11 protein-coding genes are annotated in these 14,591 nt (G+C 49.2%); 7 read left to right on the top strand and 4 right to left on the bottom strand.

Annotated features, from left to right (window positions below):
* Positions 1-64: 64 nt before the first annotated feature.
* From ACLUYS_RS02370 to ACLUYS_RS02360, 3 genes are read right to left on the bottom strand one after another with little or no spacing between them, the layout of a single operon-like run.
* Complete coding sequence (locus tag ACLUYS_RS02370; protein WP_288339516.1) at positions 65-898, bottom strand: VanW family protein; 834 nt, start codon at positions 896-898, stop codon at positions 65-67.
* Positions 895-1,434: a YqeG family HAD IIIA-type phosphatase gene (locus tag ACLUYS_RS02365; protein WP_288339517.1), complete on the bottom strand. Its 540-nt coding sequence runs from the start codon at positions 1,432-1,434 to the stop codon at positions 895-897. Before ACLUYS_RS02365 ends, ACLUYS_RS02370 begins: the two co-directional genes overlap by 4 nt.
* A complete protein-coding gene (locus ACLUYS_RS02360) occupies positions 1,428-2,198 on the bottom strand; it encodes a hypothetical protein (RefSeq protein WP_412658910.1) in 771 nt (256 codons plus the stop codon). The genes ACLUYS_RS02365 and ACLUYS_RS02360 overlap by 7 nt, the downstream gene beginning before the upstream one ends.
* 1,033 nt (positions 2,199-3,231) lie before the next feature.
* Here ACLUYS_RS02360 and ACLUYS_RS02355 point away from each other — a divergent pair.
* From ACLUYS_RS02355 to ACLUYS_RS02340, 4 genes are all read left to right on the top strand, one after another.
* Positions 3,232-4,653, top strand: coding sequence for an MBOAT family O-acyltransferase (locus ACLUYS_RS02355; RefSeq protein WP_412658908.1), 1,422 nt, complete (start codon positions 3,232-3,234; stop codon positions 4,651-4,653).
* Positions 4,654-4,706: 53 nt separating this feature from the next.
* Entirely contained in the window at positions 4,707-6,074 is a 1,368-nt protein-coding gene (locus ACLUYS_RS02350; protein WP_230267526.1) for a DHHW family protein, read from the top strand.
* A 276-nt stretch (positions 6,075-6,350) separates the two neighbouring features.
* Positions 6,351-7,397, top strand: coding sequence for a DNA (cytosine-5-)-methyltransferase (gene dcm / locus ACLUYS_RS02345; RefSeq protein ID WP_412658907.1), 1,047 nt, complete (start codon positions 6,351-6,353; stop codon positions 7,395-7,397).
* Positions 7,398-7,446: 49 nt separating this feature from the next.
* Complete coding sequence (locus ACLUYS_RS02340; RefSeq protein ID WP_412658906.1) at positions 7,447-7,899, top strand: very short patch repair endonuclease; 453 nt, start codon at positions 7,447-7,449, stop codon at positions 7,897-7,899.
* Here the strand turns inward: ACLUYS_RS02340 and ACLUYS_RS02335 are convergent.
* Complete coding sequence (locus tag ACLUYS_RS02335) at positions 7,884-8,225, bottom strand: hypothetical protein (RefSeq protein WP_412658905.1); 342 nt, start codon at positions 8,223-8,225, stop codon at positions 7,884-7,886. The two genes, ACLUYS_RS02340 and ACLUYS_RS02335, sit on opposite strands and share 16 nt — an antisense overlap.
* A 419-nt stretch (positions 8,226-8,644) precedes the next feature.
* On the opposite strand from ACLUYS_RS02335, the gene ACLUYS_RS02330 reads away from it, so the two are divergent.
* From ACLUYS_RS02330 to ACLUYS_RS02320, 3 genes are read left to right on the top strand one after another with little or no spacing between them, the layout of a single operon-like run.
* Positions 8,645-11,476 (top strand): Z1 domain-containing protein, encoded by a 2,832-nt coding sequence (locus ACLUYS_RS02330; protein ID WP_412658904.1) that lies wholly within the window; start codon positions 8,645-8,647, stop codon positions 11,474-11,476.
* Complete coding sequence (locus tag ACLUYS_RS02325; protein ID WP_412658902.1) at positions 11,466-13,649, top strand: hypothetical protein; 2,184 nt, start codon at positions 11,466-11,468, stop codon at positions 13,647-13,649. Before ACLUYS_RS02330 ends, ACLUYS_RS02325 begins: the two co-directional genes overlap by 11 nt.
* Positions 13,646-14,590, top strand: a complete 945-nt coding sequence (locus tag ACLUYS_RS02320) for a hypothetical protein (protein ID WP_412658900.1) — start codon at positions 13,646-13,648, stop codon at positions 14,588-14,590. Before ACLUYS_RS02325 ends, ACLUYS_RS02320 begins: the two co-directional genes overlap by 4 nt.
* Position 14,591: the final 1 nt, after the last annotated feature.

Raw genomic sequence — 14,591 nt, 5'->3', positions numbered from 1 at the left:
CCCTTTTTATTTTCTATATGAAGACATTGGCTCGGAGGATCCCACAAATATTTTCGTAGAGCCATTATTTTTCGGAGGTGCGAATCATGTCTTCAGGAATCATGGATGGATCAAACATGACCTTGGAATGGTTGTTCCAGATCAGCTCGCGGTTTAGGAGATAACCGTCAGCATCGCAGACTTCCTTATAAATTTTGCTGATGCGGTAATAGGTATCGCCTTCTTTTTCAAAATGATGATCGTCTTCCGTGATGCGATAAGTCTGATCAAATGGATGGGTGCTGCGAAGTTCCGCCGTCAGGGTGTCGTCCGGGCAGATGATCACCAGCTGGAAATCCGCATCCGTTTCGTTTTTGAAACGGTAGTCCACATAGTTGTAGGCAACCGAGGTTCCGTTGGCCATGGGAATGCGATGGTCGAGATCGCACGCCAGCGCATCGGAATGCTGGTGGAATTCGGTAATGGTTAAAGGACTGCGTAAAACCGCGTTGCAGATCACGTTGGCCAGATTGCACAGACCGCCGCCCACATCCACGATCAGACGGTTGTCCTTAATGACACGTCCTTCACGGTAGCCTTTCTTTCGAGAAATGGAACCGACGGTTTTCCAGAAGGAGAAGGTTTCGCCTGGATGAATGATCATGCCGGTCAGCTTGCTGGAAGCGATGTGGACATTGACTGCTTTGTTTTCCTGCGTGACGGGATCGATTCCCGGTCCCTTTTTCATCATGGGAACGGAATAGGAAGCCACCACATACGGAAGCGGTTCCTCCTGCCGTGTTCTGGAGATGGTTTCTTTCGAGACCAGGTCCTGTATGTTACGAACCAGAATGCCTTTGTTTACCGACAGCTGCCATAAAAACGGATAGCGTTCGGAAAGAGGTCTGCGCTCACTCATGCCTGTTCTCCTTTCTTCAGACGGATATGACCTAGCCGATGATCGTATCGGCCGTTTTGAAACAGTTTCAGAAGAGCGGCTTCTACATAGCGGGTTTTTCCGATCTTCTGTCCCGGAACGGTAATGTAGTGGACCAGAATACTGGGGATACCTGCACCATTGGCACAGACAATATCCTTGAAAATCTGATCGCCGATGACTACGGCCTGATCCGCCTTCAGATTCAGCATCTCCAGGGACTTCCGGCAGGCAGCGGGATCGGGCTTGCCCGCTTCGGCAACGTATGGCGAATCGATATTTTTCAGAAAATCCAGAATACGCTCTTCGCTGTTATCCGAGAGGATCAGCGTCTGAAAGCCGAGCTGATGCAGTCTGGCAAACAGCCCGTCCACTTCGGGTGTGGATGGATCGCCATGATGAACGAGCGTATTGTCGAGATCAAAAATCAGCCCGCGAATGCCCTGAGCGTAGAGCTTTTCATAATCGATCGCAAAAACCGAGGGGACGTATTCATACGGATAATACTTTTCTAGCATGTCGTCTCCTTTTTCGTTTCAGCCGCCCTGTCTTCTGCAGATTTGTCTTTCGCTGCCGGGCGTGCCGTATCCCCAGTATTCTCCGTGTTTGTCAAAGGCGTCTGCATATACTGGCAGACCGTTTCAATCTGCTCATTGATCGGGCCGCCAAAATGATTTTCGAAAAAGGCGCTGCCGATCGTAAAGGCCCAGGGCCTGCAAGCGCGCAGCGTGTCGAGACGGCCATAATCGTTAATGCTTCCCGCAACGCATACCGGAAGCGGGCAATGGGCGACGAATTCACGAATCAGCAAGTCTGCATCTTCGGGACTTCGATAGCCAAGCAGATCGATGCCGTCCACGCCGGCTTCGGCCAGGGCTCTGGCTTCTTCAAGCATCTCCAGGGCGCTTCCATATAAAATGGAAGGCCGCTCTTCCACTCTTCCGACAAAGGGCATGTACTTCAGACCCGCTTTTTTGCAGATGGCGTGAATGGCCGGCGAGTACTTCGTACCCATCATCATTTCAAAGCCGCATTCCACGGCAAGAAGGGCGCCTTCGAGTCCTTCTTCTTCGCTGTAGGCGACGACTTCAAGCGTCGTGTGCTTGCCGCAGTCTTTCATGCGATGACACAGTGCCTTCATCTGTTCAAGCGGCAGCGGTTCTTCTTTAAAGCCAAACCATGCCGCGGGGCTGTTTCTGCACTGTTCAAAGACAGCCTCTGCGTCGGGAATGGTCAAATCGTTATGCGTAAGCATGACAATCAGCTGGGGAAAATCTTCCATTCAGGAGCTCCTTTCTGCGTTGAGACGGATTCAGATCCGTATCCATAAATCTATAGAACGGTCAGCCGCTGGAATCGAGAAGATCCCGATCCCATAGGCTTTAGACAACCGGTTTTAGACAATAGGGGTAGACAAAATGGAAAAAAACAGGCTCTTTGTACAGATGAAAAATGTATAGAACCTCTTACAATCTTCAAAAATAAATCATTTTTCCAGCCCTGTACAGAAAGAGCTCCTGCAAAAACCAGGGATCGTCTTGGGATCAAGCAGGAAAGAACCATTCTGAAGAGCTTTCTCTATCGGGAAATACGCGATTTTCGGGGATCCGCTTACGTTTTGGAAAGTCAGTTCAGCCGCATCTTTAAACGGCAGGAGACAGAGCCAGACAAGGAACCCAAACTTGGGATCTTCTCGCCGCCAATCGAAGCGCTGCAGTCGAAGAATAGACAATTTTGACGATCAAAATAAATTGGATTGGACCTCGCATATTTTGATGTTTCTTCTTTCCAGCGCACGAGCGATTCAGCGCGCTCTGTCCGGGACGTTTGTAAGGTGGTATGGTATTAGGGCAAAAAGAGGACACCGGCTGATTTTGGGCTTGCGTACGCTTGAATATCGACAGAAATCGGTCGAAATCAAAGCGGAGCACAGCCGCTCAGAAAAGCTTTTCTGTGTCTTCTTTTCAAACTGAATTATGGAAAATACAAATTGATTTTCAGAAATCGGGATAGATTTGTCCGTTTTTTTTGACGCGTTTAAACGGACGCTCAAAGGGGTCAGCAAAAGAGGCTAAAACGGATCGCACAGCGCATGGAAGCGTTTCGGTTTTCCAAATTTGCATCTTCGAGATCCGTCCAGAATCTGTCCGGGTCTGATCAATATCCTTTTGGTGTTGGAATCGAGTTCGAATCGCCGCTTTGCCCGAAACGAAATCCAATTTGTATAGAACAGAAAAATACGGCAGTCCGACCAGGATTCTTTTCCGGCATCCGGAAAACTGGACGGCGGATCCGTTTTGAACAGGAAGGGTACTATGGTTTTTTCCAGTCTGTTATTCGTCTTTGCTTTTCTCTCGATCAGCATGGGCATTTACTTGTGCGTTCCCAAACGCTATCAGAATACCGTTCTGCTCGTATCGTCACTGATCTTCTATTCCTGGGGCGGTCCGATGTATCTTCTCCTTTTATTAGGAGAAACCGCGATCAGCTGGGTGTGCGCCCTGCGAATCGGAAATCTCAAAAGCAAAAAGAAAAAGAAATTCTGGATGACGGTGGAATGCGTCGCCCTGCTCGGGCTGCTCGCCATTTTCAAATACACCGGCTTTATCGGCTCTACTATGCAGGCGCTCACCGGCTTTCCAGAACACGTCGCGCAAATCGTTTTGCCGATCGGCATTTCCTTTTATACGTTCCAGCTTCTGTCCTATGTCATTGATGTGTACCGCGGAGAAGTGAAGGCTCAGCGAAACTACGCGCGCCTGCTTCTGTATTCTTCGCTGTTTCATCAGTGCATCGCCGGACCGATCGTTCGCTACAAAACCGTAGCCGATGAAATCGAACATCGTTCCGTCACGATGAACGATGTGTACGCCGGCATTCGCCGCTTCAGCATCGGTCTGGCCAAAAAAGCCATTCTTGCCAACGGCATCGCACAGGTCGCCGATCAGCTGATGTCTACCAACGCGCAGACGCTGGCCGCAACGCCGGTGCTTGGCGTCTGGATCGGCGCGCTGGCCTTTACGCTCCAGCTGTATCTCGACTTTTCCGCCTATTCCGACATGGCGATCGGCATGGGCCGCATGGTCGGTTTCCATTATCTGGAAAACTTCAACTATCCGTACATGGCCGTTACCGTTCAGGATTTCTGGAGACGCTGGCACATTTCCCTGTCTTCGTTCTTCCGGGATTATGTGTACATCCCGCTTGGCGGAAGCCGCGGCGGTACTCTCATTTACGTACGCAATATGATCGTCGTCTGGTTTCTGACCGGTCTGTGGCATGGTGCCTCCTGGAACTATGTTCTGTGGGGCCTTTACTACCTCTGCTTCCTGCTGCTCGAACGCTTTGTCATTCGTCAGCGGATTCCCAACGGCTGGAACCGCCTGTATACCTTATCCGTAGTCCTCTTAGGAACGGTGATCTTCCGCTTTGAAGATGCGAACACGCTGCTTCTGGCATTCAAAGGTCTGTTTGGACTGAACGGTGCCGGCTTCTTCAGCTGGTCAGTATGGTCCGTCTTCCTTTCCAATATTTTCCTCATCGCCGTCTGCATGATTGGATGCACGACGCTGAGCGTCTGGATCGAACGTCTGTTTTCGGTTTGGGCCAGCAATAATTCCGTCGGCTTCGCCCTCTATTCCATTGAACAGGTCGCTCTGCCGCTGTTCCTGCTTGCTATATCCGTGCTTGCGCTTATCGGCAACGCCTATAACCCGTTCCTGTATTTCCAGTTCTGATCCGTTAACCCAAGTCGTGTGAAGCGGTCTTTCCGCTTCCTAGAAAGATTGATATGAAAAAACGATTTTCCAGAAAGCAGCGAAAAATTCTTTATTATTCGAGAGCGCTGGCGGTGGCCCTGTTCTGTCTTTGCATGGCCATCGGGACGATCAACGGACTGCTGCTGCCGCTGCGTCCCAATACTTCCGCGATCGAAAAGCGCGATCTGACCCCGTTTCCGACGTTCAGCCTGACCTCCTTTATGGATGGATCCTGGTTTTCGCAGATTTCCACGTGGTACGCGGACAGCTATCCTGGCCGCGAAAAGCTCGTTGCGATGAACAACGACCTTCAGAAGCTCAAAGGCATTCCGCAAAACGAGATGGTCATTGGCGGCAATGTCACTGCCGATGAGATCGGCGGCAAGGAAAAAGCCAGTTCCAGCGCCGCGAGCAGCGAACAGGGACAGTCCGCCGACAGCCAGTTTGAAAAGCGCACTGAAGCGCCGGAAACCAATCAGCTGGCCGCCGATATTGAAGACTCCATCATGGAAGGTCTGCTGATTAAAGACGGCGGCGCCTATGGCGGCTTCTACTTTGTACAGGAAGCCTGCGATACGTATACTTCCGCTCTCAACCGCGCAGCGGAGGAGCTGAAAGGGATCACCAACGTCTACTCGATTCTCGCTCCGGTAAACGCCTCGATCATGCTCGATGACGAAACGTACAAAAAGCTCTCCGGTTCCGATGCCAAGCAGGGCATTGAATACTTCTATTCCCGCTACAACGATCTGGTCAAACCCGTTGGCACGTACGACATCCTGAAGGAACATTCTTCCGAACCGCTCTATTTCCGTACCGACCATCACTGGACACAGCTTGGCGCCTATTATGCCTATCTCAACTTCTGCAAAGTCAAAGGGATCGAGCCTGTGAACAAGGATGAACTCGAACGTCTCGAATACTATCCGTTCACCGGTTCCTATACCGGCATGGTGCCGACCGCTACGTTCACACCCGATACGTTTGAAGCCTGGGTGCCCAAAGGCGGCAACACCATGAAAGTATTCACCGGCGACTTTGGCAACCCCAACAGCGATCAGTACTACGATGCGCAAGTCGTAAATACGTCCGAAGCCATCGACCAGTACAACCATTACATGCGCTTTATCGCCGGCGACCAGCCCTTCATTGAAATCGACAACAACGAAATCAACGACGGCAGTTCCGCCCTGGTCATCTCCGAATCCTACGGATGTGCGTTCGTCCCCTGGATCGTCAACAACTACGACAAAGTCTATGCGATGGATGAACGCTATGCGGAAGGCAACTTTGTAACCTTCTGCAAGGAAAACAACATCACCGATCTGATCGTCGTCAACAACATCCAGCTGGCCAACACCACCACGCTGGCAGCTGCCATCGACGAAAAGCTCCACTAATTCGCAAAATAATGTCAGACCGGCTCGTATAAAAGAACGAGCCGGTCTTTTATTTTACTTACGCTGAAGAATAAGCCAGGTTAAAATGCAGATTGCTGCAATTGGGCAAGATAGATGAGACAATGCTTTCTCTGGTTCACCATGGATAGAAAAAGCGGATTTGAAGACAATCTTTCCAGGAGATTGTGCTGAGTCTTCGAATAAGGCCGGATTGTTGTATCCTGGAAGCAAGTTTTTGTTGCAGACAAAGCAGCATTGAGAAAGGAAGCAGAGATCATGAATGAAGAAGCGAACAGTACCCAAGGATTAGCCCCTGCGGTTTCCAGTTCAGATCCGGCCGCAAAAGAAGATACTGAATGGACATTCATCGATCTGTTTGCCGGAATTGGAGGAATGCGACTGGCGTTTGAAGCGAACGGATGCCGGTGCGTGTATTCTTCCGAATGGAATAAGTTCAGTCAGAAGACGTATGAACTGAATTTTGGCGAGAAGCCCGATGGCGATATTACCGCTGTGAATGCAGACACCATTCCGGATCACGATATTCTCGTGGCCGGATTCCCGTGCCAACCGTTTTCTCTCGCCGGTGTATCGAAGAAAAACAGTCTGGGTCGAAAAACAGGATTTGAAGATAAGACGCAGGGAACGCTTTTCTTTGACGTCTGCCGGATTCTCAAGGCGAAGCGTCCAAAAGCTTTTCTGCTGGAAAATGTTAAGAACCTGATCAGTCATGATAAGGGGAGAACCATGAAGGTCATACTGGAATCTCTGAACGATCTGGATTATGCGGTCGACTACAGAATTCTGGACGGGTGTGATTTTGTACCGCAGCATCGGGAACGGACTTTCATCATTGGCTATGATCGAAAACGCTATGGGGAACCCTTCGATATTTTTGAACTCTATTACAGTGATCTCCACCCGAAACTCCGGGATATTCTCGAGACGAATGTAGACGATAAGTACACCCTTACAGATAATCTATGGAACTATCTGCAGAATTATCGCAGCAAGCATGAAAAAGCCGGAAATGGTTTTGGATACAGCATCGCGGATCCAGATGGTATTACCCGAACCCTCAGTGCCCGTTATCATAAGGATGGTTCTGAGATTCTGATTGCACAGGAAGGAAAGAATCCGCGCCGTCTGACGCCGAGAGAATGCGCTCGACTGCAGGGCTATCCCGATTCCTTTAAAATCGAAGTGTCGGATACGCAGGCGTATCGCCAGTTTGGAAACTCCGTTGTTGTACCTCTGGTCACCGTACTCGCCGGTATGATTGTCCGCAAGTTGAATCAATACGAAAAAGGCCTGGAATCCTGAGGGTTCCGGGCAGTGGAATTATATATATTGAAAGCACAGATGATTCAAAATGGATATAAAGAGCAGTGAAGAACGTAGCCGTAATATGGCCAGAATCCGTTCGGAAGATACGAAGCCGGAAATGTTTATTCGAAAGAAACTGTTTGCCGCCGGCTATCGCTACCGGATCCATAAAAAGGGGCTGCCGGGGAAACCGGATCTGTTCCTGAAGAAATACAATACGGCGATCTTCATTCACGGCTGCTTCTGGCATCGACATAAGAACTGCAAGCTTGCCTATACGCCCAAAAGCAATATGGAATTCTGGCAGAAAAAGTTTTCAGCCAATACCGAACGGGATCGCAGACAGACGGAAGAACTGCAGAACATGAACATTCGCGTGCTGATCATCTGGGAATGCACCATTCGAAAGATGATGACGAATTCGGAATACAGCGCGGAAGTGATGCGTCAAATCGATGAGTTTCTGCACAGCCAGACCGAGTTTTACCGGGAGCTCTGAGGGTAGGCTTCAAGATAACGAAGAAGGTACTGCCCGACAATCGAACGAGATTTCTCCTCGCTGCGAAGCAGTGTACTTGCCACATCATAAACATTCATTCCATAGTACATCTTTTTGTTTTCGTTCCCTGGGGAAGTGTCCACTCCAAAGTAGTTCAGAACGGTTTTGGCAAGGTAACCGCGAAATTCCTGTTTGCCAAGCAGTTCGTCTTCGATACCTTTTACGCCAAGGCCTTCAAAAAGGTACAGGTATAAAATACCCGCCGCCAGATCATCAATGGAACGTTCGCTGCAATGCTGTGTTGGAAATAAGACGTACTCTTTCATTTTTGCTGCACCTCCAGCTATATGCAGCGTAGCAGCCAGGACAGCCGCAAAGCAACTGGAGCTGCATGAAAATGTCCCGAATCCGGCAGCATTAGTGCTCGGATGTATACACCCTCATACGATCAGGTGCGGATTATTAAAAACGAGCTTTATTCAGCCTTCAGAAACGAATTCTGTTTCTGGGGCTTTTTTTCTGGGCAGAGAGGGGCGGATGAACAGCGATCAGTTCGGACCGGCAGGTATACACTTAATTTATGACAGTTTAAATCAGCATTTTGAAATTGTTGGTAAAGGGTTTTCATGAATATCCTGCAGGGCAGGATAATAAAGAACAGAGATAACACGAATATGTGCAATCTGGCGAAATGGCCAGATTGAGAAATTTATGGCGAGCAGAGCGCGCTGGATAAGGAGAGCAGATGGAGAAGAAAAATTATTCCGGGACGGAATATGACAAGGCAAGAGAACAGGTTGACCTGAAACAAGCGGAACATATCTCCTGGGATGACCTCATTTCTATGAAATTTCTTGAGGATCAGAACCAGACGATTGAAGACTGGAACCGACAGGCCAGAAGTTTTGTTCCAGGGTGGATCAACCTGTCCAAAGAAGACTGGCAGGCTATATGCAGAGGGAAACAGGAAGAAGAAAAAAGAAGACTGGACGTACGGCAGAGAGGCGAAGAAGCCACGATCCGTTCCAGCCAGGAACTGAACAGTGCGGTCATTCCGCAAAGCGAAGGCTCTTCCTGGCAGAAGTATAAAAGACGGCTTCGTGAAAATGGCTTTTCTTCTGCATCAGTGGACCAGATTGAAGAACAGACGCTGAATATTCTGCATCAGCTGAGCAGCAGGACAGATCCGGGCAAGCCGATCAAGGGACTGGTTGTGGGTAATGTACAGTCCGGAAAAACTGCAAGCATGGCGGGGCTGATGGCTATGGCTGCGGATAATGGCTGGAATTTTTTCATTGTGCTGACCGGGCCGACAACCAGTCTCAGAGATCAGACGGAAGCTCGCCTGCGAAACGATTTGATGGACTACTCAGGGAATCTTTCCTGGGACTACCTGAATTATGCCAATCTGGGAGACAGACGGTTCAATTACTCGGTTGTGCAGAATCCAAAGCGAATTCTTTTTACGGTATGCCTGAAAAATGCGGCGAGGCTGAATCAGCTGCACAAGTTTTTAGAGAAAGCTCCCAATCCGGAAGCCCTGAAAATTCTGATTATTGATGATGAAGGAGATCAGGCAAGCATCAATACCGGAGATATCACCAAAGACAAGAGAACTTCAATTAACCGGAACATTATCGATCTCGTCTACGGAAAAGAAAAAAAGGGAAAGGAACTCAGACCGTTTGGAGCGTTGAATTATGTCATTTATACAGCGACTCCGTATGCGAACTGCCTGAATGAAGGGCCGGATAAGAATCACGGCGAAAATCTGTATCCCAACCATTTTATTTCCATGCTGGCTCCTGGAGGAGGCTACTTTGGACCAAAGACCATTTTTGAGGCAGAAGAGGAAGAAGACCGGAATCGACTCGATGTTGTCAATCTGATTGGCAGGGACCAGGAAAGAGAGATGCGAGAACTGGAAAAGGGAGAAACAAGGACTCTCCCGGTTTCTCTTCAGGATTCCATCCTCTGGTTTATCTGCGCTGCGGCGATTTACCGCTATCGAAACATTATTAAGCCGGTCAGCATGCTGATTCATACCAGCATGCGTGTAAACGATCAGGACGAAGTCTATGAGGCAGTCGAATCATGGCTGAATGCAATTCAGAACAATGCAGTGGGCAGATGCCGGACGGTTTATGAAGAGCAGAAGAAAAAGCTGACGCTCAAAGATTTTAAGGCATCTTTCCCCGCGTATGAGTCCCTTGATGAAGTTGAAGATTACCCGGACTTTGAAGAACTCGTTCCATTCATCCGGACACTGATCAGTCATGTTACAACGATTCATCTTGAAGAAGAGGACAAGTACGAATTCTCCTATGATAAAGGGATCCTTCTTTGTGAGGATAACAGCAGCAAAAATAAGGACAGTGACGATAAGCACTACCGACTGGCCTACCCGGATCGAGCAAAATTAAAGGAACTCGGCTTTGGACCTGCGTTTATCGTAGTCGGCGGAAACACGCTTTCCAGGGGACTGACCCTTGAAGGACTCGTATCCTCCTATTTTTTACGAAACTCGCAGCAGGGCGATTCTCTGATGCAGATGGGACGCTGGTTTGGCTATCGGAAAGGATACGAACTGCTTCCGCGAATCTGGATGACAGAAGATTCGTTTGAAAAATTCCAGTTCCTGGCTGAACTCGATAACGATCTTCGCTCTCAGGTCAGCCTGATGAGCCAGATGGGTAAGAAACCGGAAGAATTCGCTGTGGCGATTGCCACTTCACCTCGACTTTCCTGGCTCAGACCGACATCCAGAAACAAGTCGCAGTCCGCTGAAACGGTGCGAGTCGATTTTGCCGGAACAGAGATGCAGCTTCTGACCTATTTAAGCGATCCGCACATTGTCGAGAAAAACAACAGAATTCTGGAGGAATTTCTGAAACATCTGGGCAAACCGGAAATTTCGGAAGCGGATGGACATTCTGGAATCTGGACGAATGTCCCGTATACCGACATTGCCAGGGATGTGTTTGAAAAAGGATTTACGGTGGCCCCGACTTCCAGAACCTTCCAGGATACCGATGAGCTTCTGAAGTGGGTGGAAGAGGAAACGAAAAAAGGCAGTTTCAGGAACTGGACCGTTGTACTGGCCGGTACAAAACCAGGTCGGGAAAATCGTTCTTCGTTTGCTCTGAACCCTGATTTTTCAATTGGTAAAGTGCAGCGTTCCTGGGCGGCAACAGCACCAGACCGTTTTTCCATGAAAGCCCTGTCTATTAAGCGGGATTATGTAGCGCATCTGAAGAAAAAAGACTTTCCTGCTCAGAGTGCGGATGGTCTTACCTGGGAAAACATGATTCGTGATGAGTCGATTTCCTCGTCGTATCGCAACTATATTCAGAAAGCCGGTAAATCCGATGTGCCACTTATGCTCATCTACTGTATCGACAGTGATTCGAACGAAAAAGGCCCTGCCGGCAGTCCCCGCAGAACCCTGAAGGATCTTGGAATTCAGAACGGGATTTTCGGCATCACCTTTGTCATTCCGGGAATTCGAGGAAAGCATGGCGTAAAGATGAAGATTAAGCTCAAGCAGGAGAGCGGAGACGAAGAAGATGGAGATTAAATATCAGGAGAAGGGGTACAGCGTCATGAGCGGTGCTCCGCTTTTGAGGCAGATTCAGAATGAACATACTCCAACGATCGATCTGCTCATTCGCGAATCGGTTCAGAACAGCCTGGATGCAGCCAGAAAGAGCTCGAAAACCGTTTATGTCAATTTTATGACCGGTTCTTTCCAGACCACAGAGCTCAGTCCTTTTCTGAAAGGTATCAGCAGTCTGCTCAATCAGTACTATCCGGGTGAACAGGAGTTCCTTGCGATAAAAGATACAGGCACGGTAGGCCTGACTGGACCTGTCAGCATTACGCAGACCAGGAACGAACGGTTTGGAAATCTGCAGTCGCTGGTTTATCAGATCGCCAAGGCGCAGCAGTCCAAAGGCGCAGGCGGGTCCTGGGGGATTGGAAAAACCGTATACTTCCGCGTAGGAAACGGACTGGTATTTTATTACAGCCGAATTATTAACAATGAAACCAGACTGTATGAAGAACGTCTGGCAGCCACCCTGGTGGAAGATGAAAACAAGCCAAAGCTTCTCGTCGACAACCCTAACCGTTCTGGAATCGCCTGGTGGGGCGAGCCGGATCCTGAGCTCGAAAAGGAAGGCAAGGAAGGAACAATTCCTCTGATTGATTCGCCAGAGATTCATGAAATTTTGAAAGTATTTGGTCTTCAGCCTATGCGGGATGACGAAACAGGAACAATGATCATTATTCCTTTTGTTGACCCGGGGGCACTCCTGAGCCAGACACTTACGGAAGCCGAACAGCTTGGAGAAGCTGCGATTCCTTACTGGAAAGGAAATCTGTCCTCCTGCCTGAAAATCTGTCTGCAGAAATGGTACTGTCCGCGTCTGGATAATCCAGAGTATTCCCGAATTACCGGAAATCCCGTTCTTCAGGCGAGCGTAAATGGAGACGCCGTACGTGAAAAGACGTTTCTGCCGCTCTTTCAGCTCATCCAGAGGATGTATAACAGTACGCCTGACCATCCTCTGACCTTCAGGGGAGCACGCATTAATTCCGAAGATATCCTTCTGAGAAATGCCTTTGAATCGACAGGCGGAAAAAAACGTTCAGCCGGCATTCTTTCTTCCGTTAAGGTTACCGAGCAGGAACTGGATATGCTTCCTCCGGAAAATCTTCCTGGACCTTACGCGGATATTGACCGGGACAGTCCGTCTGAACTCAATGAGCCGATTCTGGCCTATATGCGCCGTCCGGGCATGGTGATTTCCTATGAGACAGACAGCACATGGACCCACAGCATGCCGAAAGCTCCCCATGGAGAATTCATTATTGCTGCGTTCCGTTCGAGTCAGGATACTGTCCTGAAAAAGGAATTCCATACCGATGAAATCACTACCCTGGAGGATTATCTGAGGAAAACAGAAAATGCGGATCATATGAGCTGGAATGACCTGGATTTGAATCGCAGAAAAACCGGTATCGTTAAGAAGATTCGCACAAACCTCATCAATAAGATCAGCAGCCATTATAAGGAAGCTGTGCAGGCAACCGATCGAAGGCAGAATCTCAGTCTTGGAAAGATCATTGGCTCAAAAATTCTTCCTGCAGAAGGAAGCGGATACTGGGATGACCGCGGCGGCGGATCCTCCGGACCTGGAGGAACGGGTGGTGACGGAGATACGTCGACTCCCGATATTCAAGGCACGATGGGAACCGTGACTGGATTTAAAATGTCCGTCTGCGACGCGGTGGAATACAGAGGCAGCCAGGTTTGCATTCCGGTCCAGCTCAGTTTTGGAAAAAGAGATCAGGGCATTCTGTCTGTAGCGGTTCAGACCGAAGCAGGACGCCGAACTGCGGACTACTGGGCCAAAAATGTCGGCACATTGTATCCGGTCTGGATCGATGCGCTTGAGATTAACCGGATCGAAAAGGGAAGAAAAAAGTTCAGAAACACACACGCAGAGCCAGAAGCCGGTTCTGTGGAGTCCATGGCGGAGATCCACAATTCAACGGTTTTTCAGAATATAGAATTTGAATTTGAAAAGGGGAACGGCGGTCCAGGATGTCATTCCGTACGGATTCAGGTTCCTGAAGCCGATCATTATCGCCTTTTCTGTGCGGTTGTTGTGTCGGTCAGCGATCTGGAAGCCGTACTGGACTTTAAAAAGGTTACTGACCCAGGAAAGAAAGAGGCCGAAAAATGAGATCGACAGATATTTTTCGATATCCAGTTCTCACTGAAGATCTCTTTCGGAGAATTGGCTACACGCTCGACACTATGGAGTTTTCCTATACGGATCGATACGGCCAGCATTCGCTTACGGAAGAATCCCTTCAGGGTTCTTCAGCGACCGTCACGCGCATTCAGCTGAATGATGAACGTCAGATCTGGCATCCGGATACCGATACCCTGGATGTGGAAATCAGCGGAGAGATTGAAAGTCCGATGTTCCTGTTTGGGAAGAAGGGACTTCTTCCTTCTGAGGGCTCCAGACTGGGAATCGGGCTGATCTGGACAGATCAGAAATCCAGAATTCGCGGCAGCCAGACGATTGGTTCTATTGCTTCAGACCGCAGCGAAAATGCAGAATTCAGAGCCAGAATCCATTTTGATCCAGGGGTACTTCGCGGAATTCTGTTGCTTCGGATTGTTCTTTATGTAGATCTTCCTGGCAGGAATAACGAAACGCGAAAAGGTACGGTAGTTGGCGTGCTCGATGATATTCTGGTCGTCATCGAAGGCAGCGGATCCGTATTCCCAGTGGCGGAAGTAGATGCTCCAGGCATGCCGCTCTGGTGGATTCAAACCCTGATAGAAGATCCCAATACAGATCGTTTTGATGAGGAACATTTTATCCTGAATCTCAACCGCGCCCATTGCCTCTATCCGGAACTGAAAGCAGCTTCCGGTGAACAGCCCCCTTTGCTTAAAGAAGTGCTGGGGTCGTCGATCTTCACTCTTGTTCAGCAGGTCCTCCGCTGTGAAGGAGGCCGTGAAGCCATCCGAAACGCGGAGGATGCGGAAGCGGGCAGTATGGCCAAAATACTGAATTATATGGCTGTGACTGGAAAGTGGCTGGATTATCTGGATCAGCCGGAAAAACTTTCCCGTGAAATCCACAACTGGGTTGAGAAGGAGTTTTAGC

Origin of the sequence: Allobaculum sp., from assembly GCF_047010065.1 — a bacterium.
GTDB classification, from domain to species: Bacteria; Bacillota_I; Bacilli_A; order Erysipelotrichales; family Erysipelotrichaceae; genus Allobaculum; species Allobaculum fili.
The sequence above is the reverse complement of the archived record's forward strand: the minus strand, read 5'-3'. Positions and strand labels throughout refer to the sequence as shown.